Here is a 19643-nt window from a genome sequence, read left to right as displayed (position 1 = left end):
GGGCCAGGCGTGCCCGGGGGGCCGGTGCTTGATGCTACCGACCCCACCACGTGGCGCAGTCACGCTCTCGCTCAGCGTGAATCGGATCACCCATTCGAGGGACAGATCAGTCGTTGACAGTTTCGATTCCGTCGCGCGCGATCATGCGTCGGCCGTCAGCTCCGTCGCGCGCGATCATGCGTCGGCCGTCAGCCAGGCCGGGTCGACGGTGCCCTCGGCGACGATGACCGCGGGGCCGGTCATGTCGATCCGGCCGTCGGGGTGCTCGGTGATGACCAGGGTGCCGCCGAGGACGTCGACGGTGTACGTGACGGGGGTGCCGGTCTCGGCGGGGTCGACGCCGTCCCGGCGGGCGGTGGCGACGGCGACGGCGCAGGCGCCGGTGCCGCAGGAGCGGGTCTCGGCGGCGCCGCGCTCGTGGACGCGCATCGCGACGTGGCGGGGGCCGCGGTCGGCGACGAACTCGATGTTCACCCCGTCCGGGTAGACGGCGGCGGGCTCGTACGGCGGCTCGTCGTACAGGTTCCCGGCGTGGTCGAGGTCCTCGACGAAGGCGACCGCGTGCGGGTTGCCCATGTTCACGTTGCGGGCGGGCCAGCTGCGGCCGTCGACGGTGACGGTGACGCCGTCCTCCGGGAGCACGGCGCGGCCCATGGCGACGGTGACGGAGCCGTCCTTGTCGAGGTGGACGTACTTGACGCCGCCGCGGGTGGCGACGGCGACCTCGCCGGCGGTGACGTGCCCCGCGTGCTCCAGGTAGCGGGCGAAGACCCGGACGCCGTTCCCGCACATCTCGGCGACCGAGCCGTCGGCGTTGCGGTAGTCCATGAACCACTCGGCCTCGTCGGCCAGGTGGCGGGCGTCGGGGTGGGCGGCGCTGCGCACGACGTGCAGCAGCCCGTCGCCCCCGATGCCGGCCCGCCGGTCGCAGAGCCGCGCCACGACGGCGGGCGGCAGGTCGACGGCGTTCTCCGCGTCGGGGACGATCACGAAGTCGTTCTCGGTGCCGTGGCCCTTGAGGAAGGGGAGCGGCGAGGTCGGCGAGGTCTGCGTGCTGGTCACGCGATCAACTGTACGGGCCGGGCCCGGCAGCCTGCCCGACCTGTCCACGGGCCGGTCCCACCGGCACGGGCCCGCCCGGGTCCCTCCGACACGGGCCCCGCTCCGCACGGGCCCGGGCCGGGCTTCGTACGGGACGACCGGCTCCGCCCGACGAGGGCCCTGCCCGGTACGCGGCCGGGCCGGGCTTCGTACGGGACGACCGGCTCCGTCCGGCGAGGGCCCTGTCCGGTACGGGCGCCGGCCACCTCCGTGCGGGACCAGGCCGTGCTCCGTGCGGGCGCGGGTCCGCGAGGCGCACCGGACGGGCGGGTCCGCGAGGCGCACCGGACGGGCGGGCCCGGGTGGTGGCTCAGCGCAGGCGGGCGACGCGCCAGACCGCCAGGGCGACCAGGGCCGCGATCGTCGACACGTACAGCGCGAGGAAGCGCCAGTCCGGGCGCTCGCCCGAGCCGCGCTGCGGGAGTCCCGGCCAGGTGTAGCCGACCTTGCGGGCGGCCATCATGCCCCAGCCCGCCGCGCAGGAGCTGATCAGCAGACCGAGCATGGCGACGACGGCGCCGCCGTCCCCCGAACCGAAGGCGAGCGGGAACGCGAACATCAGCGAGCCGACGGCCGCCAGGCCCACGATCGGGGCGAGCTGCCAGATCCTCAGCCGGCGCTGCGGGCGCAGCTCGACCTCGACCTCGTCGGCGTCGACCTCGACGGCGGTGCCCACCGCGTCGTCGGGACCGTCCGGGGTCAGTCCCGGGGTCCCGACGGGGGCGTCGTCCGTCGGATGGCCCGGTGTGTCGCCCGACGGATCCGCCGTCGGGTCACCCAGGGCCGCCTCGTGCTGTTCTCTGTCGCGAGGGCCGGCCTCCATCGCCACGCGCCCTCCCCACTCGGACTCCACTTGGTCGATCGATGCTCGATGATGGCACGCTCATGACCGCCGAAATGACGGGCAGTGCGTCCCGATGCCATCACGTGATCAGGCTGTAACCGCTCGTTCGACCAACGACAGCGCCTCCCGCGGGAGTTCCCCGCGGTGATCGGCGGCTCCACTGAGCCAGTGCACGCGCGGGTCGCGGCGGAACCACGAGTCCTGGCGGCGCGCGAAGCGCTTCGTGGCGCGCACGGTCTCGGCGCGCGCCTCGTCCTCGGTGCACTCCCCCGCGAGCGCCGCGAGCACCTGCTGGTAGCCGAGCGCGCGGGCCGCCGTGCGCCCCTCACGCAATCCCCGCGCCTCCAGGGCGCGCACCTCGTCGACGAGGCCGGCCTCCCACATCCGGTCCACGCGCGTGGCGATCCGCTCGTCGAGCTCGGGGCGGGCCACGTCGACGCCGATCTGGACGGTGTCGTAGACGGAGTCGGGACCCGGGAGGTTGGCGGTGAAGGGCTTGCCGGTGATCTCGATCACCTCGAGGGCGCGGACGATGCGGCGTCCGTTGCTGGGCAGGATCGCGCGGGCCGCCTCGGGGTCGGCCACGGCGAGCCGGGCGTGCAGGACGCCGGAGCCGCGCTCCTCGAGTTCGGCCTCCAGGCGGGCCCGGACGGCGGGGTCGGTGCCGGGGAACTCCAGGGCGTCGACGGCCCCCCGTACGTACAGTCCCGAACCGCCGACGAGGACCGGGGTGCGGCCGGCGGCGAGCAGCCGGTCGATCTCGGCGCGGGCGAGCCGCTGGTACTCGGCGACGCTGGCCGCCTCGGTCACGTCCCAGATGTCGAGGAGGTGGTGCGGGATGCCGCCGCGCTCCTCCGGCGTCAGCTTGGCGGTCCCGATGTCCATCCCCCGGTACAGCTGCATGGAGTCGGCGTTGACGACCTCGCCGCCGAGCTGCTGGGCCAGGAATACACCCAGATCGGACTTTCCGGCCGCTGTGGGGCCGACGACGGCGATGACCCGCGGGGCGGGAGCTGCACTTCTCACCGTCCCAGTCTCGCAAACCTCCCGCCCTGCCCCGAACGAACTGCGCGACGGGCCCCGTGCGGCCCCGTCGCCCGGGGCGGGGTGCCGGCCGTCGATCACCGTCGATCACCACGGAGGCCGTTCCGTCCGAGTACGCTGTGGAGTGGATATGGGCGTTTTTGCAATGTTTCACCGCATGAGGCGGGACGCGGTCGAGGCGGGCGAGGGCGCCCGTCGGCAGGACACGGACCGGTAGGACACGGAACACGGGCCCCCGAGGCCCGCGGAGGGAAGGTGCTCCATGAGTCTCCTGGATTCGCTGAAGGCCAAGCTCGCCCCGGCCAAGGACAAGGTCGCCGACCTCGCGCAGCAGCACGGCGAGAAGATCGACCACGGCCTGGACAAGGCCGGCAGGTTCGTCGACGAGAAGACCAAGGGCAAGTACAGCGACAAGATCCAGTCCGGTACGGGCAAGGCGAAGGAAGCCATCGACCGGATCGGTCACAAGGACGACGGCACGCCCGGGAGCGGTGGCACGACGCCGCCGGCCGCCTGACGACCGGCGTCACCCGACAGTCCCTCCGCACGGCGGACGGCCGCGGAGCAGCGTGCTCCGCGGCCGTCCGCCGTTTCCGTGCCCGACGTCAGGACCAGGCCGCCACGAAGTACCCCACGCCGTACGGGGCGTCCTCGAAGAGCAGCCGGCCGTCGAGCCCCGCGCCCTCGGCGGCGCCCGCGAGGACCTGCCAGGGGGCGCGGCCTGCCGCCTTCAGCTCGTCCGCGAGCCCGGCGTCCAGGGCGAGCAGCGCGGCCACGTCGGCCGTGCCGAGCGCCCGGGCGGCCTCCGCGTCGAAGCCGGCGGCCCGCTCGTCCAGGTAGCCGGGGGCCTTCACGGTCCGGCAGGCGCTGCCGTCGCCCATCACCAGGAGGGCGACCCGCTCGGCGGAGGCGGCGAGCTCACGACCGGTGCCGGCGCAGTCGTCGGGCGTGGCCGCGTTGTCGATGCCCAGGCCCTCGATCGGCGCGTCGGCCCAGCCGGCGCGTGCCAGGAGCCAGGCGCCGACGGTGAGGGAGGCGGGCAGGGGGCGGCCGCCCTCTGCCCAGCCTTCGCCGAGCCGTACGGAGAGGTCGACGCCGAATCCGGCGAAGGAGCCCGCCGCGCCGGCCGGGTAGGCGCCGTGCGCGCCCTCGTCGGCGGGCCCGACGACGTACAACCGGTCGGGGCGGGCGGCGGCGAGCAGCCCGACGGCGTCCGTGCAGGCCGCCCGCGCGGGGTCCAGCTCGGGGGCGGCGCCGGTCGCGACCTCGGGGACGAGGAGGGGCGGGCAGGGGCAGACGGCTGCGGCGACAAGCATGATCCGCAGCCTACTGCTCGGGCGCGCTGCCTCGCGGGCGCGGCTTCCGCGCCCGCGCCTTGTGTGGGCCCGGGGCCGGGCCCGCGCCTTGTGTGGGCCCGCCCCACGCCCGCGCCTCGTGTGGGCCCGGGGCCGGGCCCGCGCCTCGTCTGAACCCGCCCCACGCCCGCACCCGCGCCTCGTGCGGGCCCGCGGTGGGTCAGTGGTTGCCGCAGGCCGGGGTTTCCGCCGCCGGGAGCGGGGCCGGGACGCCGATCTTCGGGAGGCCGAGGAGGACGCCCGCCGGCTTCGGGGCCGCCGTGCGCTTCTCCCAGGCGTCGCCCGCGCGCGTACGGCGGACCGAGGAGACCTCGCCCTCGGCAAGCAGGTGGTGCGGGGCGGCGTACGTGATCTCGACCGTCACCACGTCGCCGGGGCGGACGTCCTCGGCCGGCTTGGTGAAGTGGACGAGCCGGTTGTCGGGGGCGCGGCCCGAGAGGCGGTGGGTCTCGCCGTCCTTGCGGCCCTCGCCCTCCGCGACCATGACCTCCAGGGTCCGGCCGACCTGCTTCTTGTTCTCCTCCCAGGAGATCTCCTCCTGGAGGGCGACCAGGCGCTCGTAGCGCGCCTGCACGACCTCCTTCGGGATCTGGCCCTCCATGGTCGCGGCCGGGGTGCCGGGGCGCTTGGAGTACTGGAAGGTGAAGGCGTTCGCGAAGCGGGCCTCGCGGACGGTGTGCATCGTCTGCTCGAAGTCCTCCTCGGTCTCGCCGGGGAAGCCCACGATGATGTCGGTGGAGATGGCCGCGTGCGGAATGGCCGCGCGGACCTTCTCGATGATGCCGAGGAAACGCTCCTGCCGGTAGGAGCGGCGCATCGCCTTGAGGATCGTGTCCGAGCCGGACTGGAGCGGCATGTGCAGCTGCGGCATGACGTTCGGCGTCTCGGCCATGGCCGCGATGACGTCGTCCGTGAAGTCGCGGGGGTGCGGGGAGGTGAAACGGACGCGCTCCAGGCCCTCGATCTGCCCGCAGGCGCGCAGCAGCTTGCTGAAGGCCTCGCGGTCGCCCAGGTCGGAGCCGTACGCGTTGACGTTCTGGCCGAGCAGGGTGATCTCGGAGACGCCCTCGGCGACCAGGGCCTCGATCTCGGCGAGGATGTCGCCGGGCCGGCGGTCCTCCTCCTTGCCGCGCAGGGCCGGGACGATGCAGAAGGTGCAGGTGTTGTTGCAGCCGACGGAGATCGAGACCCAGGCGGCGTACGCGGACTCGCGGCGGGTCGGCAGCGTGGAGGGGAAGGCCTCCAGGGACTCGGCGATCTCGATCTGCGCCTCCTCCTGGACGCGGGCGCGCTCCAGGAGGACCGGCAGCTTGCCGATGTTGTGCGTGCCGAAGACCACGTCGACCCAGGGGGCCTTCTTGACGATGGTGTCGCGGTCCTTCTGGGCGAGACAGCCGCCGACGGCGATCTGCATGCCGGGGCGCGCGGTCTTCATCGGGGCGAGCCGGCCGAGGTTGCCGTACAGCTTGTTGTCGGCGTTCTCGCGGACGGCGCAGGTGTTGAAGACGACGACGTCGGCGTCGCCGTCCGCGCCCTTGGGGGCCCGGACGTAACCCGCCTCTTCCAGCAGACCGGAGAGCCGCTCGGAGTCGTGGACGTTCATCTGGCACCCATAGGTGCGGATCTCGTAGGTCTTGGTGCCGTCAACGCTCACTGCGGTGCTCCGGTCGCTGCTGCTCGTCATGCGTCCAAGGGTAGGCGGTCCGGGGAGACGCCCCGTCCCACGCCGGAGCCCACCGCAACCCTGTGGTTTTCCGCAGGGAGGGCGGGTGGGAAGCCTCGTACCGGCGGTGAGGTGCGATTTCTAGCGTGAAGGGGTGCCGGGGCGGAGGGCCCCGGAACTCGCTCGCCACCCTGGAGACCCACCGTGCCGATCATCGCGCTCGCCTCCCGTCCCGCCCTGCCCACGGCCCTGCCCCTCGCCCTGGCCGGGGAACCCGCCGACGGGTTCGCCGGGTGGGCCGCCGGGCTCGTCGAGACGATGGGCGGGCCCGGTGCCGGGCTCGCCATCGCGCTCGAGAACCTCTTCCCGCCGCTGCCCAGCGAGGTGATCCTGCCCCTGACCGGCTTCGCCGCCGGGCAGGGGGTGCTCAGCCTCGCCTCGGCGCTGTTCTGGACGACGCTGGGTTCGGTGGTCGGGGCGGTGGCCCTCTACTGGATCGGGGCGCTGTTCGGGCAGCGGCGGATGCACGCGCTCTGGGCTCGGCTGCCCTTGGTGAAGGTCTCCGATCTGGAGCGCACCGAGCGGTGGTTCGCCCGGCACGGCACGAAGGCGGTGTTCCTGGGCCGGATGGTGCCGATCTTCCGCAGTCTCATCTCCGTCCCCGCCGGGGTCGAGCGGATGCCGATGCACCTCTTCCTCACCCTCACGACGCTCGGCAGTCTCGTCTGGAACAGCGTCCTCGTGATGGCCGGTTACTGGCTCGGGGACCGCTGGGACCTCGTCGAGGGGTACGTGGGCGTGCTGTCCAAGGCCGTCCTGGTGCTGGTCCTCGTGGCCCTGGCCGCGTTCCTCGCCGTACGGCTCCGGGGGCGCGGCCGCGCCCAGCACCGCCGTACCTCGTGAGCGGCCGGCGGGCGCCCGTACCGGACGAAGTAGGCTCCGGGACCATGCGAGGGGGCGAGGGGGAGGCTTCGGCGGGCCGGCGGTTCGTCGGTGTGCTGCTCGGCTGCTTCAGCCCCCTTCTCTTCCTGGTCCCCGGTCTCGTCCTCGGACCCCTTCTGCTGTGGCCCCGCGCGCGGCCCCTCCTGATGGCCGGGGCCCGGCGGCTCGCCGCCCTGGAGCGGAGCCGCCGCTCGCTGTTCTTCGGCGACCGGTTCCCCGGCGCGTACGAGGTCCCCGACCGGCGGCTGCTCCGCTACCTCGCCGCCCGCGTGGGGGCCGGTCTGGTGACCGGGCTCGTCCTCGGGCTGCTCGTCTTCGGCGAGGTCCTGGCCGTCCTGCTCGTCCGGGGCGTGGTCCGGGGCTCGCTCGGCTGGACCGAGCTCCTCGGTCAGCTGCTCCTCGGCGGTGTCCTGCTCTTCCTCGACGTCCAGGGCCTGTACGCGCTGACCGCGCTCGACGCCCGCCTCGCGCGCGCGTGCTTCGGGCCTTCCGAGCAGGAGCTGCTGCGGCGGCGCATCGACGAACTCGCCCTCAGCCGGGCCGCCGTGGTCCAGGCCGTGGACACCGAGCGCCGGCGCATCGAGCGCGACCTGCACGACGGCGTCCAGCAGCGGCTCGTGGCCCTGGCCATGCTGCTCGGCCGGGCGCGCCGGGGCCGCGAGCGCGACCCGCAGCAGGCGGACGCGCTGCTGTGGCAGGCGCACCGGGAGGCGCAGGACGTCCTGGCCGAGCTGCGGGACGTGGCCTGGCGGGTGTATCCCGCGGCCCTCGACAGCCTGGGGCTCGAAGAGGCGCTCGGCGGGGTGGCGCAGCGCTGCGGGATCCCGCTGCGCGTGCGGTTCGAGGCGGGGGACGCGCCGCTGCCCCGGCCGGTGGAGACCGCCGCGTACTTCGTGGTGTCGGAGGCCGTCACCAACGCCGCCAAGCACTCCGCCGCCTCCGCCGTCTCCGTGCACGTGACGCGCGACGGCCCGCTGCTCTCCGTGCGGGTCGAGGACGACGGCCGGGGCGGCGCGGACCCGGCCGGCAGCGGGCTCACCGGGCTGCGCAGCCGGGTCGCCGCGCTCGACGGGACCCTGCGCGTCGACAGCCCCCTCGGGGGACCCACCACTCTTGTCGCGGAGCTGCCGTGCGCGTGATCCTGGCCGAGGACTCGACCCTGCTGCGGGAGGGCCTGGTGCGGCTGCTCGTCGAGGAGGGGCACGAGGTGCTCGCCGCGTTCGGCGATGCGGAGACCCTCGTCGCCGAGGTGGAGGCGCGCCGCCCGGACGTCGTGGTCGCCGACATCCGGATGCCTCCGACCCACACCGACGAGGGGCTGCGGGCCGCCGTGGAGATCCGCGAGCGGCTGCCGGAGACGGGGGTGCTCGTGCTCTCCCAGTACGTCGAACGCAGCTACGCGGCCCGGCTGCTCGCCGCCGGCGCGGAACGCGTCGGCTACCTCCTCAAGGACCGGGTGGCGCAGGTCGAGGAGTTCCTCGACGCGCTGGAACGGATCCACGCGGGCGGGGCGGCGATCGACCCGCAGGTCGTGCACCAGCTCGTCGTCCGCAGCACCCACGCCGACCCGCTGGCCCGGCTCACCCCGCGCGAGCGGGAGGTCCTGGAGGTGCTGGCCCAGGGCTACACGAACGCGGCCATCGCCCGGCAGCTGCACCTCTCGCTGAGCGCGGTCGAGAAGTACCTCAATGCCGTCTTCGACAAGCTGGAGCTCCACCGGGCCGACGGCTACAGCCGCCGGATCCTGGCCGTGCTGCGTTATCTGGAGGCCTGAGACCACTCGGTGAGGACCTCGTCCGTGTGCTCGCCCGGGAGCGGGGCGCGGCCCGGAGCGTCGGCCGGGGTGCGGTCGAAGCGGGAGGCGGGGGCCGGCTGGACGGTGTCGCCGACCTCCACGAACGCGCCGCGCGCGGCCAACTGGTGGTGCTCCGCGGCTTCCTCCGCGGTCAGTACGGGAGCCACCCCGGCGTCCACGGCGTCGAAGAGCTTGACCCAGTGCGCGCGGTCCCGGGTCGCGAAGCGGTCGGCGATCAGGGCGCGCAGCGCGGGCCAGCCGGCCGGGTCGGCGCGGTCGGGGAGGGCTTCGTCCTCCGTCAGGCCGAGCTGCTCCAGGAGGTTCTGGTAGAGCCGGGGTTCGATGGCGGCGACCGCGAGGTACAGGCCGTCGGCGGCCGCGTAGAAGGTGTAGTGCGGGGCGTCGGTGACGGTGTGGTTGCCGGGGACCGCGCGCCACTGGTGGATCAGGGTGGCGATCAGGGCGGCGCCGTCCGCGAGGGCGGTGTCGACGACCTGGCCCCTGCCCGAGCGCTCCCGCTCGTGGAGTGCGGCGAGCAGCCCGTGCACATGGGCGTTGGCGCCGCCGGCGAAGCTGGAGAGGTACGCGGTCGGGGGCGGCACCGGCGCCCCGGTCGCCGGGTCGGTGTCCAGGGCTCCGGTGAGGGCGAGGACCGCGAGGTCGTGGGCGGCGCGCCCGGCCCACTCGCCCTGCCCGGCCCACTCGCCCTGCCCGCCCCAGCCGCTGAGCCGCCCGTACACCAGGCGCGGGTTGCGGGCGTGGGCGGCCTCGGGGCCGATGCCGAGGCGGTCGGCGACGCCGGGGCGGAAGCCCTCGACGAGGATGTCGGCGTGCTCGGCGAGGGCGAGCGCCTGCTCGATGCCTTCGGGGCTCTTGAGGTCGAGGGCGACCGAACGGCGGCCGCGGGAGAGCGGGTTCTCCGGGGGCCGCTCGTCCCCGGCGGCGGCGGGTGCCCGGTCGACGCGTACGACATCGGCGCCGAGACCGGACAGGACGGTGCCGACGAACGCGGTGGGCGCCGAACCCGCGAATTCCAGTACGCGTACTCCGGTCAGCGGTCCCGCCATGGCCAACTCCCTTGAATTCATGGGTGAGTGATGCGCTCCACGCTATTCGGCGGCGCTCCGGAAAGGACTGCGGAGATCCGTAGCGCCGGGAATTCGGCAGCGCCGGAGACTGGGGGAATTCCCCCTTCTCCCCTGCCGAAAGGAATGACGCATGGCCGTCGTCTACACCGCCGAGGTCGCTTCCACCGGAGACGGGCGCAACGGCGCCGTGCGCTCCTCCGACGGGCTCCTCGACCTGCCGCTGTCGAGCCCCAAGGCCGTCGGCGGCTCCGGCACCGCGACCAACCCCGAGCAGCTCTTCGCCGCCGGCTACGCCGCCTGCTTCCACAGCGCGCTCCGGGTCTCCGCACGCGAGTCCAGGACCGTGCTCACGGACGACACCGTCACCGCCGAGGTGGCGCTGCACAAGGAGGACACCGGCTTCCACCTGTCGGTGGTCCTCACCGTCGAACTCCCCGGGCTCGACGCCGCCGAGGCACGGCGGCTCGCCGACGCCGCCCACGGTCGCTGCCCGTATTCGAAGGCGATCCGGGGGAACGTCGAGGTGCGGATCGATCTCGCCGGCTGAATCTCCGGGGCCGAATCTCCGGACGGAAAGGGTTGAGCCCCCGTGGATCCCACGGGGGCTCAACCCTTCGTACGGCTCCGTCCTCAGCGTTTCGCCGACGCCGCTGCCGCCGCCGCTGCCGGGAGCGCCTCGACCACCCGGCTCACGGCCCGGTCGTCGTGCGAGGCCGAGATGAACCAGGCCTCGAAGGGCGAGGGCGGCAGATAGACGCCCTGCCGCAGCAGCTCGTGGAAGAACGGCGTGTAGCGGTACGACTCGGTGGCGCGGACCCCGTCGAAGTCCACCACCTCGTCCTCGCCGAAGAAGACCGAGAACATGGTGCCGGAGTACTGCAGCCGGTGCGCCACGCCCTCCTTGGTGAGGGCGGCGGAGACCTCGGCGCCGATCGTGGCCGAGACCTGGTCGAGCCGCTCGTACACCTCGGGGGTGCTGTGCCGCAGGGTGGCGAGGCCGGCGGCGGTGGCGACCGGGTTCCCGGAGAGGGTGCCCGCCTGGTAGACGGGGCCCGCCGGGGCGAGGTGGGCCATGACGTCGGCGCGGCCGCCGAAGGCCGCCGCCGGGAAGCCGCCGCCCATGACCTTGCCGAAGGTCAGCAGGTCGGGGGCGACGCCGTCCCGGCCGTACCAGCCGGAGCGGCTGGCCCGGAAGCCGGTCATGACCTCGTCGGAGACGAACAGCGCGCCGTGGCGGGCGGTGACCTCCTTGAGGCCGGCGTTGAAGCCGGGCAGCGGGGGGACGGCGCCCATGTTGCCGGGGGCCGCCTCGGTGATGACGGCGGCGATCTCGTCGCCGATCTCGGCGAAGACCTTCTCGACCGCCGCCAGGTCGTTGTACGGCAGGACGATCGTGTCGCTCGCCTGGGCGCCGGTGACGCCGGGGGTGTCGGGCAGCGCGAAGGTCGCGAGGCCGGAGCCGGCGGAGGCGAGCAGCGCGTCCACGTGGCCGTGGTAGCAGCCGGCGAACTTCACGATCTTGCTGCGGCCCGTGAAGCCGCGCGCCAGACGGATCGCGGACATCGTCGCCTCGGTGCCGGAGCTAACCAGGCGGACCTGCTCGACCGGGGCGACCCGGTCGACGATCTCCTCGGCGAGTTCGACCTCTCCGGTGGACGGCGCCCCGAAGGAGGTGCCGCGCTCCAGGGCCCTGGTGACGGCCTCGACGACGGCCGGGTGCCGGTGGCCGAGGATCATCGGGCCCCAGGAGCAGATGAGGTCGACGTACTCGTTGCCGTCGCTGTCGGTGAGGTACGGGCCCTCGGCGGAGGCGATGAAGCGGGGGGTGCCGCCGACGGCGCCGAAGGCGCGGACCGGTGAGTTGACGCCGCCGGGGGTGACCTTGCGGGCGCGCTCGAAGAGGGCCTTGCTGTTCTCCGTACCGCTCATCGGGCCGTCTCCTCGGAAGCTTCGACGCTGAGCGCCGCGTCCAGGACGACCGCGCCCTTCGTGAGGACCCGCACCGGGTTGAGGTCGAGGGCGAAGCCGGCCGGCCAGTCCTGGACCAGTTCGCCGACCTTGTGGAGGAGTTCGGCGGCGGCCTCGACGTCCACGGCGGCCCGGCCGCGGGTGCCGGCGAGTATCTTCGCGCCGCGCAGTCCGGCGAGGAGCTCGGCGCCCTCGCCCGGGGCGAGCGGCAGGAGCCGGTGGCCGACGTCGTCGAGGACCTCGGTGAAGATCCCGCCGAGACCGGCGGTGAGTACGGGGCCCAGGTCGGTGGTGTGGACGCCGACGATCAACTCGACGCCCTCGCCGACGAGTTCCTCGACGAGCACCTGTCCGCCGAGCGCGGCGAGCCGCCCGAACGCCTCGGGCGCGGTGTCGGCGGTGACGCCGATCTCGACGCCGCCGGCCTCCGTCTTGTGGAGCAGGCCGGGGACGACGGCCTTGAGCACCGCCGTACCGCCGACTTCGGTGACGGCCGCCGCCGCGTCCTCGGCGTTCGCGGCGATCCGGCCCTTCGGCACGGCGATCCCGGCCTCGGCGAGGAGCGCCTTCAGCTGCGGCTCCGTGGCCTCGGCGCCGGGTCCCGGCACGGTCCCGGGGCGCGGGGCCTCCGGGAGCGTACGGGGGCGGCTGACCTCCCACAGGGCGGCGGCGGCGCGCAGGGCGCGGGCCGGGGTCGGGTACTCGGGCAGGCCGGCCTCGCGCAGGTCGCGGGGGGCGTCCGGGGCGAGGAAGTCGGCGCCGGTGCGGGCGACGAGGATCGGCTTGCCGCCCTTCACGGCGGCGCGGGAGAGGGCGTTGACGGCCTTCTCGACGTCGGGCCCGGCCATCACGCAGAAGGCGGCGACGATGATGTCGACGGTCTCGTCGGCGATCAGGACGTCGAGGGAGCGGTCGAAGAGCGACGGGTCGCTGAGGACGGTGGCCGTGATGTCGACCGGGTTGTCGATGGCCCCGAAGGCGGGGACGATCTCGGCGAGCGCCTCCTTGCTGCGCGGCTCCAGGGCGCTGAGCTCCAGGCCGTGGGCCTCGACGGCGTCGGCGGCGAGGATGCCGGAGCCGCCGGAGGTGGTGACGACGGCGACGCGGTTCCCGGCGGGTCGCCGCTCGGACTCGAAGACCCGGGCCACGTCGAGGAGTTCGTCGATGTCGTCGACGCGGACGATGCCGAGGCCGCGCAGGGCGGCGTCCAGGACGCGGTCGTCGGTGGCGAGGGCGCCGGTGTGCGAGGCGGCGGCGCGGCCGCCCGCCTCCGTACGGCCGGACTTGAGGAGGGCGACGGGCTTGCCGGAGCCGGCGAGTTCGCGCAGGGTTCCGATGTCCGGGGTGTCCTCCAGGTAGCCGAGGAGGCCGGTGACCTCGGGGACGGTGGCGAGTTCGCGGAGGACTTCGAGGGCGGTGACGTCGGCGTCGTTGCCGGTGGAGACCACCCAGCCGGGGCGCAGGCCCCGCTCCAGGGCGAGGCTGGCGGCGCCGAAGCCGAGGGCGCCGCTCTGGCTGACGAAGGCGAGGGTGCCGGGCTCGAAGGGCACGGACTCGGCGCCGAAGAGCGGGCTGAAGGTGGCGAGGACGCGGTTCTCGTAGCCGACGGCCCCGATGCAGTTGGGGCCGATGATCCGCAGGCCCCCGGCGCGGGCCTTGGCGACGACCTCCGCCTGGAGGCGGGCGCCGTCCTCGCCGGTCTCGGCGAAGCCGGAGGAGGCGATGACGGCGAGCTTGACGCCGGCGGCCACGCAGTCGTCGACGGCGCCGGGGACCCGCTCGGCGGAGACCATGATCAGGGCCAGGTCGACGGGGCCGGGGGCGTCCTTGACGCTGGGGTACGCGGGGACGCCGAGGATCTCCGGTGAGCGCGGGTTGACCGGCAGGATGCGGCCCTTGTAGCCGTACCGGAGGAGGTAGTCGAGCGGCTTGCGGCCCAGGGCGCCGGGGCGCTCGCTGGCCCCGATGACGGCGATGGATTCGGCTTCCCAGAGGGCCGAGATGTCACTCATGCGATGGCCTCGATCTTCTTCTCGTTCGGGTCGTTCGTGTCGCTGTCGTGGGGGGATTCCGCCGCGGCGAAGAGGCGGGTGAAGGCGGCGATGTGCCGGGCGCCGTCCGGGTCGGCCGCCAGCTCCCGCACGAGGACGGTGGGCTGGTGCAGGGCCTTGTCGACGATGCGGCGGACGCTGCGGTCGATCTCCTGCCGCGTCGCGCCGTCGAGTCCGTCGAGGCGGCGGGCGAGCCGGTCGAGTTCGGCCTCGGCGGCCTCGGTGGCGGCGGTGCGCAGGGCGGTGAGGACGGGCTTGGCGCCGGCGAGCCGGAGGCCGGTGCGGAACTGCTCGACCTCGGCGTCGATCAGCTCGTGGGCGGCCTGGACGCTGGCGGCGGAGATCTCGTCCTCCTGGCCCTCCTCCGCGATCCGGCGCAGGTCGACGAAGGTGACGCCGGGCAGTTCTGCCACCGTGGGGGCGATGTTGTGCGGCAGGGACAGGTCGAGCAGGAACAGCTCGCGGCCGTCCCGGGCGGCGAGCGCCTCCTCGACGTGCCGGGCGGTGACGAGGTGGCCGGTGGCGGCGGTGGCGCCGACGACGACGTCGACCTCGGTGAGCAGCCGGGGCAGGTCGTCAAGGTCGTAGCCCGTTCCCCCGGTGGTCTCGGCGAGCCGCTGGGCCTTCTCCGGGGTGCGGTTGGCGACGTGGACCCGGTCGAGGCCGGAGCGGCGCAGTGCGGCGACGACGACGCCGGCGAAGGCGCCGGCTCCGATGACGAGGGCGGTCTTGCCGTGCAGGGAGCCGACCTTACGCTCGAAGAAGCCGAGTCCGGCGGTGGCGAGGGAGCGGCCGGCCTCGTTGAGCCCGGTCTCGTTGCGGGCCCGCTTGCCGACGCGCAGGGCGGTCTGGACGGCCTTGGCGAGGACGCGGCCGGTGCGGTCGAGCCGCTGGGACCGTTCGAGGCCCAGTTTCACCTGGCCGAGGATCTGGTCCTCGCCGACCACGACCGATTCGAGTCCGGAGGCCACGGCGAAGAGGTGGCGTACGGCTCCGTCGGCGTGGTGGCTGTAGAGGTGCGGGGCGATCTCCTCGTGGTCGACGCCGGTGTGCTGGGCGAACAGCTCGCCGAGGCCGTCGAGTTCGGAGGTGGAGGCGCGGGTCTCGGCGTAGATCTCCAGGCGGTTGCAGGTGGAGACGACGACGGCGGCGTCGATGCCGTCGACGGAGGTCACGTCGGAGACGAGCTCCTCCGCGGGCCGGTCGGTGCCGGCGAGTCTCTCCAGGAGGTCGAGCGGGGCGCTGGCATGGCTGATGCCGAGGACCAGCATGGTGGAGGAGGCGGTCACCGGGTCACCGGTCCAGGCTCTGGGCGAACTCGGAGGCCCAGTAGGTGATGATCTGGGTGGCACCGGCGCGGTGGATGGAGGCGAGGCTCTCCCGGACGACCTGGTCGCGGTCGATCCAGCCCTTGGCGGCGGCCGCCTCGACCATGGAGTACTCGCCGGAGACCTGGTAGGCGGAGACGGGCACCTGCACGTGGTCGGCGATCAGCCGGACGATGTCGAGGTAGGCGAGGGCGGGCTTGACCATGACCAGGTCGGCGCCCTCGGCGACGTCGAGCGAGACCTCCAGGAGGGATTCGCGGATGTTGCCGGGGAACTGCTGGTAGCCCTTGCGGTCGCCGCGCAGGGTGGACTCGACGGCGTCGCGGAAGGGACCGTAGAAGTGCGAGGCGTACTTGGCGGAGTAGCCGAGGATGGCGACGGACTGGTGCCCGGCCTGGTCGAGGGCCTCGCGGATGCGGCGGACCTGGCCGTCCATCATGCCGCTGGGGGCGACGATCTGGGCGCCGGCGTCGGCCTGGACGACGGCGGCCCGCGCGTACAGCTCGATGCTGGCGTCGTTGTCGACGTCGCCGTTGGCGTCGAGGACGCCGGTGTGGCCGTGGTCGGTGTACTCGTCGAGGTTGATGTCGCCGATGATCACGGTGGAGTCGCCGACCTCGGCGGTGACGTCGCGCAGGGCGACCTGGAGGATGCCGTCCGGGTCGACGGCGCCGGTGCCGGTGGGGTCCTTGTGCTCGGGGATCCCGAAGAGGATGAGCCCGCCGACCCCGTTGGCGACGGCCTCGGCGGCGGCCTTGCGGAGGGTGTCGCGGGTGTGCTGGAAGACGCCCGGCATGGAGGGGATCTCACGCGGTTCGGTGAGGCCCTCGCGGAGGAAGAGGGGCTGGACGAGGTTGGCGGGGCCGACGCGGGTCTCGGCGGCGAAGCGGCGCAGCGCGGGGGTGCGGCGGAGGCGGCGCGGGCGGTAGTAGGGGGCGGCGGGGTCGGTGGCCGCGGTGTTGCGGCCGTAGGCGTCGTACGTCATGGGCGTGACTCCTCGGGAGGCGTGGCGGCGTGCGATCTCGAATGCGGGTACGGGTGCGGGCGCGGGTGCGGGCGCGGGTGCGGTGCGTCGGACACGGCATCCCCTAGAGGGCCGAGCCCAGGAAGACCTGCTCCAGGTGCTTGGAGACGGGCTCGTCGGGGCGGCTGAACCAGTAGCCGTGGCCGCTGCGCTGGAAGAGCTTCAGCTCGCCGAGCTGGACGAGGGTCTCCGCGAGCTTCACGGCGAGTCCGGCGGGGTCGATCACGGGCAGGCCGTGGAGTTCGTGGATGCCGAGGTGCCAGAGGATCTCGTTGGGGATGCCCTCGGCGGGGATGATGACCTCGGCCCCGGCCTTGGCGGCGCGCAGGGCGGCCGCCGAGTACACCTCGACGAACTCGTCGAAGTCGCCCTCCAGGGAGCGGTGCACGGAGTCCCAGCCGCCGGGCACGACCTCGTACGAGCTGAGCGAGGACTCCAGGCGGTACTGGCGGATGTTGGCCCTGATGGGCTCCTCCAGGGGCGGCATGAAGCCGAGGACGCCGAAGCGCTGGCCGGTGAGCGCCGAGAGGAAGAAGGCCGTCTCGCCGTATCCGAGGGTCGGGATGGAGGCGAGGTGGCGGGCGTCGCGCAGGCCGGGGTCCTGTCCGGCGGCGATCACCCAGGCGTCGTAGCCCTCCCGCTCCGCGACGAGCGCGGACTCGGAGAAGTGGCGGCTGAAGAGCACCTGGGCGGAGTGGTGGCCGACGAGGCCGAAGGGGGTGCGGTCGGGGTACGTGTCGGCCGGCAGGGTCTTGATGTCGACGGTGGTGCCGGGTGCGGCGATCGCGTCGAGGTGCTCGCGGTACCACTGGTCGAGCAGCGGAAGCCGCCCCTCAACGGTGTGCTTGTGAAACCAGATCCGCATGTGCGTCACCTTTCAGGGGTCGTGGTGCGACGTCGAGAAGTGAGGCCTTGAGCAGGTAGTCGGTGGCCGCGCGGGGGTCCGCGGCGGTGCGCCGCAGGTCGGCGATCCGGGCGAGGAGTTCGGCGGAGCTGTCCAGGCCGGCGGTGCGGGCCTCGCTGCGCGGGAGGACGGCCGTCTCGACGACGGAGCGGCGTCGGCCGAGGGCCGCGTCGAGCGGCGCCTCGTCGCCCGCGCCGGTCCTCAGGACGGCGGTGAGGGCCCGGCCGGTCTCCACGGCGTCGTGGAGACCGCAGTTCATGTTGAGGCCGCCGGCGGTGGAGGTGAGGTGGGCCGCGTCCCCGGCGAACAGCACCCGGCCGGCCCGGTAGCGGGGCAGCAGGAACCGCGCGAGCCGGTAGGTGTGCGCGTCGGTGATGCGCACGGCCCGTCCGGCGGCGCCCGGCAGGGCCTGCTCGACCCGGGCCCGTACGGCCCCCGGCGCGAGCACCTCGTCGCGGGGCGTGCCGCGCCGGATGCGGAAGATGAGCCGCCAGTGGTCGGGCATCCCGAGCGCGCTGTACGAGGCCCGGGGGTCGCGGACGTACGCCAGCGGGGCGAGGCCGGGTACCAGTTCGTCGAGCGGGGAGTCGGTGACCACGCGGAGCGCGTAGTCCGGGTACTCCTCGGCCGTGCCCGGGAGTCCGGCGAGCTCGCGCAGCCGGCTGCGGCTGCCGTCGGCCGCCAGGACGTACGGGTGGCGGGTGTGAGCGGGTCGCCCCGCCGCGTCCTCCGTCCGCAGCCGCACCTCGTCGCCGGTCTCCTCGGCGCCGGTGACGGTGGCCCCGAACCGTACGTCGGCGAGGCCGGTCGCGGTCAGCGCGTCGAGCAGCAGCGGGGTGAGCCGGGCCTGCTCGACGTGGAGCCGGTACGGGTGGCCGGTGTGCCCGGCGAGCAGTCCGTAGTCCAGCTCGGCGTGCACGGTGCCGTCCAGGTCGCGCCACTGGACGCGGTCGACGGTGCGGCCCTGGACGCGCAGGGCGGCCGCGACGCCGAGTTCGTCGAGGAGGTCGAGGGTGGCGGGGTGGAAGGTGGAGGCGCGGGACTCGGTGGCCAGTTCGCTCCTGGACTCCAGGACGGTCACCGGGATCCCGGCGCGGGCGAGGACGAGCGCGGCGGTCAGGCCCACCGGCCCGGCGCCGACGACCGCGACGGGGCCGTGGGGTGGCGTACGACCGCTCACGACACGGTCACGGCGGCGGCCCGCTCCGTGAGCCTCCGGAGCAGCGGGTGCGCGTCCGGTCCGTCGGCCGGGAGGCCGAGGGCGTCCCGGGCCCACCAGGCGCTCGCCAGGTTGGAGGTGAGCAGGGTGCGCCCGCTGTCGCGGCCGAGCTCGGCGAGCGCGTCGAAGGTGAACATGCCGGTGCCGGTGAACAACAGCGTGGCGTCCTCGGGGAGTTCGGCCTCCCGTACCTGGGCGACGAGTTCCTCGGTGGTCACGTCGTACGGGGAGAAGCGCGCGCCGGCCCGGATCTTGACGATCCGGTCGACCGTGAGCCCGGCCGACTCCCAGTAGGCGTGGGAGAGTTCGGTGAGCCAGGGCTCGTACGGCGAGACGAGGACGAGCCGTTCGGCGCCCACGGCCCGCGCGGTGTCGAGGATGGCCAGGGCGGCGGACCGCACGGGCGCTCCGACGCGCTCGGAGAGCTCCGCGCAGAGCGCGCGGTCGCCTTCGGGGGTGAGGAGGTAGTGCGAGCCGGTGCAGGAGACGACTGCCGCGTCGAGACGCAGTCCGCCGAAATTCCCGAGCACTTCGGGGAGCACGTCGTTGTACTTCTCCAGACGACCGCGCAGGTCTTTTCCGGGAAGTACCGGGAACCGGGAAGTGTGCACATTGAATGCGGGGCTTACGAGGCTGCCGATCTCGGGTTCGGCGGCGGCGTTTCCGGACGGAACCACCACACCGAGTCGCGGCGCCGATTGCAGAGCCATGAACGAGTCTCTCCCTTCCGTTCGGTGCCATTGACATCACCGTACGGGCGGGGCGACCCGTACATCGATACGGGAATCCGCACTCCTTTCCGGGCGGCCCGGTTCCGGAAATGCGAACGGCGCCGCACCGTGAATACGGTGCGGCGCCGAGGCCGGGAGGAATGCGGAATTCAGCTGCCGGCGGCCGCCTCGGCGACGAGTTCGTCGATCTTCGCGCGGCGGGTGAGGCCGCCGTTCACGGCCCAGTTCCCCTCCGGGATCTCGTTCACGACGAGCCAGACGACGGTGTCGGGCCCGGTCGCCGCGTGCACGTGCCGGGTGACCTCGACGGACAGCGCCTCGTTCCGCTCGGGGGTGAGGAAGCCCTCCAGGGGCGTGAGGACGACCAGGACGCCCGGGGGCCGACCGGCGCCGGTGGTCGCGAGACCCTTGGCGGCCTCGCGGACGTACACCCAGGTGGCGGCGGCGAAGAACTCGGTGTGCGGCAGCTCCATGGCCGTGAGCACGGAGTCGGCGACCTGCTGCTGCAGGACCTCCGCGGCGGCCTCGGAGAGGGTGCCCTCGGGAACGGTTATCTCGACCAGCGGCATGGCGACTCCCATCATCG

Annotated in this window: 19 protein-coding genes; 5 read left to right on the top strand and 14 right to left on the bottom strand. The window is 73.8% G+C overall.

The window, feature by feature from the left end:
• Window positions 1-174 precede the first annotated feature (174 nt).
• The 3 genes from dapF to miaA form a co-directional block, all read right to left on the bottom strand.
• A complete protein-coding gene (gene dapF, locus SVTN_RS28000; protein WP_041131596.1) occupies window positions 175-1062 on the bottom strand; it encodes a diaminopimelate epimerase in 888 nt (295 codons plus the stop codon).
• Between the two features lie 349 nt (window positions 1063-1411).
• Entirely contained in the window at window positions 1412-1924 is a 513-nt protein-coding gene (locus tag SVTN_RS27995) for a hypothetical protein (protein ID WP_041131595.1), read from the bottom strand.
• A gap of 108 nt (window positions 1925-2032) precedes the next feature.
• A complete protein-coding gene (miaA, locus tag SVTN_RS27990; RefSeq protein ID WP_041131594.1) occupies window positions 2033-2971 on the bottom strand; it encodes a tRNA (adenosine(37)-N6)-dimethylallyltransferase MiaA in 939 nt (312 codons plus the stop codon).
• A gap of 280 nt (window positions 2972-3251) precedes the next feature.
• On the opposite strand from miaA, the gene SVTN_RS27985 reads away from it, so the two are divergent.
• Entirely contained in the window at window positions 3252-3506 is a 255-nt protein-coding gene (locus tag SVTN_RS27985; protein ID WP_041131593.1) for an antitoxin, read from the top strand.
• Between the two features lie 88 nt (window positions 3507-3594).
• Here SVTN_RS27985 and SVTN_RS27980 read toward each other — a convergent pair whose 3' ends face one another.
• On the bottom strand, window positions 3595-4305 hold the full coding sequence (locus SVTN_RS27980; RefSeq protein ID WP_041131592.1) for a class III extradiol dioxygenase subunit B-like domain-containing protein: 711 nt from the start codon (window positions 4303-4305) through the stop codon (window positions 3595-3597).
• A gap of 199 nt (window positions 4306-4504) precedes the next feature.
• Complete coding sequence (gene miaB, locus SVTN_RS27975) at window positions 4505-6028, bottom strand: tRNA (N6-isopentenyl adenosine(37)-C2)-methylthiotransferase MiaB (RefSeq protein WP_041131591.1); 1524 nt, start codon at window positions 6026-6028, stop codon at window positions 4505-4507.
• Window positions 6029-6217: 189 nt separating this feature from the next.
• Between miaB and SVTN_RS27970 the strand changes: the two genes are divergently transcribed.
• The 3 genes from SVTN_RS27970 to SVTN_RS27960 are packed head-to-tail and all read left to right on the top strand — an operon-like array spanning window position 6218 to window position 8723.
• A complete protein-coding gene (locus tag SVTN_RS27970) occupies window positions 6218-6910 on the top strand; it encodes a DedA family protein (protein ID WP_245727961.1) in 693 nt (230 codons plus the stop codon).
• 44 nt (window positions 6911-6954) lie between these two features.
• Window positions 6955-8088 carry a sensor histidine kinase gene (locus SVTN_RS27965; protein WP_052499328.1) on the top strand — a complete coding sequence of 378 codons (1134 nt, stop codon included), beginning with the start codon at window positions 6955-6957 and terminating at the stop codon, window positions 8086-8088.
• On the top strand, window positions 8079-8723 hold the full coding sequence (locus tag SVTN_RS27960; RefSeq protein ID WP_041131589.1) for a response regulator transcription factor: 645 nt from the start codon (window positions 8079-8081) through the stop codon (window positions 8721-8723). The genes SVTN_RS27965 and SVTN_RS27960 overlap by 10 nt, the downstream gene beginning before the upstream one ends.
• Here SVTN_RS27960 and SVTN_RS27955 read toward each other — a convergent pair.
• On the bottom strand, window positions 8708-9811 hold the full coding sequence (locus SVTN_RS27955; RefSeq protein ID WP_041131588.1) for a CaiB/BaiF CoA transferase family protein: 1104 nt from the start codon (window positions 9809-9811) through the stop codon (window positions 8708-8710). The two genes, SVTN_RS27960 and SVTN_RS27955, sit on opposite strands and share 16 nt — an antisense overlap.
• Window positions 9812-9962: 151 nt before the next feature.
• Here SVTN_RS27955 and SVTN_RS27950 point away from each other — a divergent pair, with 151 nt between their 5' ends.
• Window positions 9963-10379, top strand: coding sequence for an organic hydroperoxide resistance protein (locus SVTN_RS27950; protein ID WP_041131587.1), 417 nt, complete (start codon window positions 9963-9965; stop codon window positions 10377-10379).
• A gap of 83 nt (window positions 10380-10462) precedes the next feature.
• On the opposite strand, the gene hemL is transcribed toward SVTN_RS27950, so the two are convergent.
• The 8 genes from hemL to SVTN_RS27910 form a co-directional block, all read right to left on the bottom strand.
• Window positions 10463-11761 carry a glutamate-1-semialdehyde 2,1-aminomutase gene (hemL, locus tag SVTN_RS27945; protein WP_041131586.1) on the bottom strand — a complete coding sequence of 433 codons (1299 nt, stop codon included), beginning with the start codon at window positions 11759-11761 and terminating at the stop codon, window positions 10463-10465.
• Window positions 11758-13812 (bottom strand): acetate--CoA ligase family protein, encoded by a 2055-nt coding sequence (locus tag SVTN_RS27940; RefSeq protein ID WP_041131585.1) that lies wholly within the window; start codon window positions 13810-13812, stop codon window positions 11758-11760. The genes hemL and SVTN_RS27940 overlap by 4 nt, the downstream gene beginning before the upstream one ends.
• On the bottom strand, window positions 13809-15140 hold the full coding sequence (hemA, locus tag SVTN_RS27935) for a glutamyl-tRNA reductase (protein WP_052499327.1): 1332 nt from the start codon (window positions 15138-15140) through the stop codon (window positions 13809-13811). Before hemA ends, SVTN_RS27940 begins: the two co-directional genes overlap by 4 nt.
• Window positions 15141-15144: 4 nt before the next feature.
• The gene (hemB, locus tag SVTN_RS27930; RefSeq protein ID WP_041131584.1) at window positions 15145-16164 is read right to left on the bottom strand and encodes a porphobilinogen synthase; all 1020 of its coding nucleotides are present in this window, start codon (window positions 16162-16164) and stop codon (window positions 15145-15147) included.
• 103 nt (window positions 16165-16267) lie between these two features.
• Window positions 16268-17068, bottom strand: coding sequence for an aspartate/glutamate racemase family protein (locus SVTN_RS27925; protein ID WP_041131583.1), 801 nt, complete (start codon window positions 17066-17068; stop codon window positions 16268-16270).
• Window positions 17037-18287, bottom strand: a complete 1251-nt coding sequence (locus tag SVTN_RS27920; protein WP_041131582.1) for an FAD-dependent oxidoreductase — start codon at window positions 18285-18287, stop codon at window positions 17037-17039. The genes SVTN_RS27925 and SVTN_RS27920 overlap by 32 nt, the downstream gene beginning before the upstream one ends.
• The gene (locus SVTN_RS27915) at window positions 18284-19036 is read right to left on the bottom strand and encodes a maleate cis-trans isomerase family protein (protein ID WP_041131581.1); all 753 of its coding nucleotides are present in this window, start codon (window positions 19034-19036) and stop codon (window positions 18284-18286) included. The genes SVTN_RS27920 and SVTN_RS27915 overlap by 4 nt, the downstream gene beginning before the upstream one ends.
• A 170-nt stretch (window positions 19037-19206) precedes the next feature.
• Window positions 19207-19626, bottom strand: a complete 420-nt coding sequence (locus tag SVTN_RS27910; protein WP_041131580.1) for a tautomerase family protein — start codon at window positions 19624-19626, stop codon at window positions 19207-19209.
• Between the last annotated feature and the right edge of the window lie 17 nt (window positions 19627-19643).

Source organism: Streptomyces vietnamensis (assembly GCF_000830005.1).
GTDB lineage: Bacteria > Actinomycetota > Actinomycetes > Streptomycetales > Streptomycetaceae > Streptomyces > Streptomyces vietnamensis.
The sequence above is the reverse complement of the archived record's forward strand: the minus strand, read 5'-3'. Positions and strand labels throughout refer to the sequence as shown.

What these genes read in the sequence shown, in the direction of transcription:
- SVTN_RS27980 (WP_041131592.1), bottom strand. Translation starts at nt 4,305, where the DNA reads ATGCTTGTCGCCGCAGCCGTCTGCCCCTGCCCGCCCCTCCTCGTCCCC.
- SVTN_RS27955 (WP_041131588.1), bottom strand. Translation starts at nt 9,811, where the DNA reads ATGGCGGGACCGCTGACCGGAGTACGCGTACTGGAATTCGCGGGTTCG.
- SVTN_RS27940 (WP_041131585.1), bottom strand. Translation starts at nt 13,812, where the DNA reads ATGAGTGACATCTCGGCCCTCTGGGAAGCCGAATCCATCGCCGTCATC.
- hemL (WP_041131586.1), bottom strand. Translation starts at nt 11,761, where the DNA reads ATGAGCGGTACGGAGAACAGCAAGGCCCTCTTCGAGCGCGCCCGCAAG.
- miaB (WP_041131591.1), bottom strand. Translation starts at nt 6,028, where the DNA reads ATGACGAGCAGCAGCGACCGGAGCACCGCAGTGAGCGTTGACGGCACC.
- SVTN_RS27925 (WP_041131583.1), bottom strand. Translation starts at nt 17,068, where the DNA reads ATGCGGATCTGGTTTCACAAGCACACCGTTGAGGGGCGGCTTCCGCTG.
- hemB (WP_041131584.1), bottom strand. Translation starts at nt 16,164, where the DNA reads ATGACGTACGACGCCTACGGCCGCAACACCGCGGCCACCGACCCCGCC.
- SVTN_RS27995 (WP_041131595.1), bottom strand. Translation starts at nt 1,924, where the DNA reads ATGGAGGCCGGCCCTCGCGACAGAGAACAGCACGAGGCGGCCCTGGGT.
- SVTN_RS27985 (WP_041131593.1), top strand. Translation starts at nt 3,252, where the DNA reads ATGAGTCTCCTGGATTCGCTGAAGGCCAAGCTCGCCCCGGCCAAGGAC.
- SVTN_RS27965 (WP_052499328.1), top strand. Translation starts at nt 6,955, where the DNA reads ATGCGAGGGGGCGAGGGGGAGGCTTCGGCGGGCCGGCGGTTCGTCGGT.
- SVTN_RS27915 (WP_041131581.1), bottom strand. Translation starts at nt 19,036, where the DNA reads ATGGCTCTGCAATCGGCGCCGCGACTCGGTGTGGTGGTTCCGTCCGGA.
- SVTN_RS27910 (WP_041131580.1), bottom strand. Translation starts at nt 19,626, where the DNA reads ATGCCGCTGGTCGAGATAACCGTTCCCGAGGGCACCCTCTCCGAGGCC.
- SVTN_RS27950 (WP_041131587.1), top strand. Translation starts at nt 9,963, where the DNA reads ATGGCCGTCGTCTACACCGCCGAGGTCGCTTCCACCGGAGACGGGCGC.